We start from the raw sequence: 2,168 nt of genomic DNA on the forward strand, positions 1-2,168 counted from the left end.
TATAAAATAATAGCCTTCAATCCAAAAAAAGCAGTGGATTGAAGGCTATTCGCCGTGCGTGCCGGAAGGTGCGTTATTTTTTATTTCGGGCTTACATTTCTTTTTCATAAACTGTATGAAAATCCCAACAATTATTATAGAACCATTAAATATCCAAAGATTCAGAAAAATGATAAAAGACGTTCAGAATGGTCTCATTCTGAACGTCTTTTGTTGATAATCTTAAGACAGGTACTAACCTATTTTATTTGTTACAGTAATAATATTTTATAATTTGTGTGTTTAAAGTAAATACCGGTGGTCGGGGTCGAACCGACACTCCAGAAGGAACACGATTTTGAGTCGTGCGCGTCTGCCAATTCCGCCACACCGGCATATTAAAATGAGTAAAAAAAAATCGGTAATACCGATATTTTTAAAAATTTGGAGGCGGCAACCGGATTTGAACCGGTGATAAAGGTGTTGCAGACCTGTGCCTTACCACTTGGCTATGCCGCCGATATTTTATTGGAGCGGAAGACGAGGTTCGAACTCGCGACCCCCACCTTGGCAAGGTGGTGTTCTACCACTGAACTACTTCCGCAAAATGGCTGGGGTACCAGGATTCGAACCTGGGCATGACGGAATCAAAATCCGTTGCCTTACCGCTTGGCTATACCCCATTAATTTTATGAAATTAATTCTAAATTTATGATTATATGGGGCGACTGATGGGAATCGAACCCACGAATGCCGGAACCACAATCCGGTGCGTTAACCACTTCGCCACAACCGCCATAATTAAATTCTATGTTATTTATTATAAAAGTATGAATGGGGCGACTGATGGGAATCGAACCCACGAATGCCGGAACCACAATCCGGTGCGTTAACCACTTCGCCACAACCGCCATTATAGAATTAAATAAATATTGGCAGGGGCAGTAGGAATCGAACCCACACCAAAGGTTTTGGAGACCTCTATTCTACCGTTGAACTATGCCCCTATCAAAATGGTGGAGGGGGACGGATTCGAACCGCCGAACCCAAAGGAGCGGATTTACAGTCCGCCGCGTTTAGCCACTTCGCTACCCCTCCAGATAATGGTGCCGGCGAAAGGAGTCGAACCCTCGACCTACTGATTACAAGTCAGTTGCTCTACCAACTGAGCTACACCGGCATTATCTTTTATTTTATAAATTAATGGTGGGTCGAGACGGAATCGAACCGCCGACACTTTGAGCTTCAGTCAAATGCTCTACCAACTGAGCTATCGACCCATTAAATGGCGGTCCCGACCGGGATCGAACCGGCGATCTCCTGCGTGACAGGCAGGCATGTTAACCGCTACACCACGGGACCATTTGGTTGCGGGGACAGGATTTGAACCTGCGACCTTCGGGTTATGAGCCCGACGAGCTACCACTGCTCCACCCCGCGATAATAAAACTGATAAAATTATAATAAAAAATTAATATGGTGGAGGATGACGGGCTCGAACCGCCGACCCCCTGCTTGTAAGGCAGGTGCTCTCCCAGCTGAGCTAATCCTCCGTGCTGGATATTAAAATTCAAATGGTGACCCGTACGGGATTCGAACCCGTGTTACCGCCGTGAAAGGGCGGTGTCTTAACCACTTGACCAACGGGCCAATGCTATGTTGTCTATATGGCGGAGAGTAAGGGATTTGAACCCTTGAGACAGTGTTACCCGCCTACACGATTTCCAATCGTGCTCCTTCGGCCACTCGGACAACTCTCCAAGATGGAATGGCTCCGAAGGTAGGACTCGAACCTACGACCAACCGGTTAACAGCCGGTTGCTCTACCACTGAGCTACTTCGGAATATTTATAATATAGCCTAGCAACGTCCTACTCTCACAGGGGGAAGCCCCCAACTACCATCGGCGCTAAAGAGCTTAACTTCCGTGTTCGGTATGGGAACGGGTGTGACCTCTTTGCCATCATCACTAGACTAAAACTGAAAGACAAGTATTATTATAGCATATTTGAAAGAATTATCAACTATTATTTTAGTTATTTTTTCTTCAAATTCCTTATTCTCTCAAAACTAGATAAAGACATTGATTGCGTATTCAAGATTTGGTTAAGTCCTCGATCGATTAGTATTCGTCAGCTCCATGTGTCACCACACTTCCACCTCGAACCTATCTACCTCATCGTCTTTGA

At 45.2% G+C, this 2,168-nt stretch carries 16 tRNA genes and 2 rRNA genes; all 18 read right to left on the reverse strand.

Annotated elements, in window-relative coordinates:
• Window positions 1–292 precede the first annotated feature (292 nt).
• Window positions 293–374 (reverse strand) — tRNA-Leu (locus EK386_RS19585).
• 50 nt (window positions 375–424) lie between these two features.
• Window positions 425–498, reverse strand: a tRNA-Cys gene (locus EK386_RS19590).
• A 10-nt stretch (window positions 499–508) separates the two neighbouring features.
• Window positions 509–583: transfer RNA gene (locus tag EK386_RS19595), tRNA-Gly, on the reverse strand.
• A gap of 4 nt (window positions 584–587) precedes the next feature.
• Window positions 588–662 (reverse strand) — tRNA-Gln (locus tag EK386_RS19600).
• 37 nt (window positions 663–699) lie between these two features.
• Window positions 700–775: transfer RNA gene (locus tag EK386_RS19605), tRNA-His, on the reverse strand.
• 39 nt (window positions 776–814) lie between these two features.
• Window positions 815–890, reverse strand: a tRNA-His gene (locus EK386_RS19610).
• 22 nt (window positions 891–912) lie between these two features.
• A tRNA-Trp gene (locus EK386_RS19615) sits at window positions 913–986 on the reverse strand.
• Window positions 987–993: 7 nt separating this feature from the next.
• Window positions 994–1,077: transfer RNA gene (locus EK386_RS19620), tRNA-Tyr, on the reverse strand.
• A gap of 6 nt (window positions 1,078–1,083) precedes the next feature.
• Window positions 1,084–1,159, reverse strand: a tRNA-Thr gene (locus EK386_RS19625).
• A 24-nt stretch (window positions 1,160–1,183) separates the two neighbouring features.
• Window positions 1,184–1,259 (reverse strand) — tRNA-Phe (locus tag EK386_RS19630).
• Window positions 1,260–1,265: 6 nt separating this feature from the next.
• A tRNA-Asp gene (locus tag EK386_RS19635) sits at window positions 1,266–1,341 on the reverse strand.
• Between the two features lie 3 nt (window positions 1,342–1,344).
• Window positions 1,345–1,419, reverse strand: a tRNA-Met gene (locus EK386_RS19640).
• Window positions 1,420–1,456: 37 nt separating this feature from the next.
• A tRNA-Val gene (locus tag EK386_RS19645) sits at window positions 1,457–1,532 on the reverse strand.
• Window positions 1,533–1,554: 22 nt separating this feature from the next.
• Window positions 1,555–1,629, reverse strand: a tRNA-Glu gene (locus tag EK386_RS19650).
• Between the two features lie 18 nt (window positions 1,630–1,647).
• Window positions 1,648–1,739: transfer RNA gene (locus tag EK386_RS19655), tRNA-Ser, on the reverse strand.
• Window positions 1,740–1,748: 9 nt separating this feature from the next.
• Window positions 1,749–1,823: transfer RNA gene (locus tag EK386_RS19660), tRNA-Asn, on the reverse strand.
• A 14-nt stretch (window positions 1,824–1,837) separates the two neighbouring features.
• Window positions 1,838–1,953: ribosomal RNA gene (gene rrf / locus EK386_RS19665) — 5S ribosomal RNA — on the reverse strand.
• 128 nt (window positions 1,954–2,081) lie between these two features.
• Window positions 2,082–2,168, reverse strand: a 23S ribosomal RNA gene (locus EK386_RS19670); the annotation flags it as partial.

This window comes from Lysinibacillus antri, assembly GCF_003977595.1.
Taxonomy (GTDB): Bacteria; Bacillota; Bacilli; order Bacillales_A; family Planococcaceae; genus Ureibacillus; species Ureibacillus antri.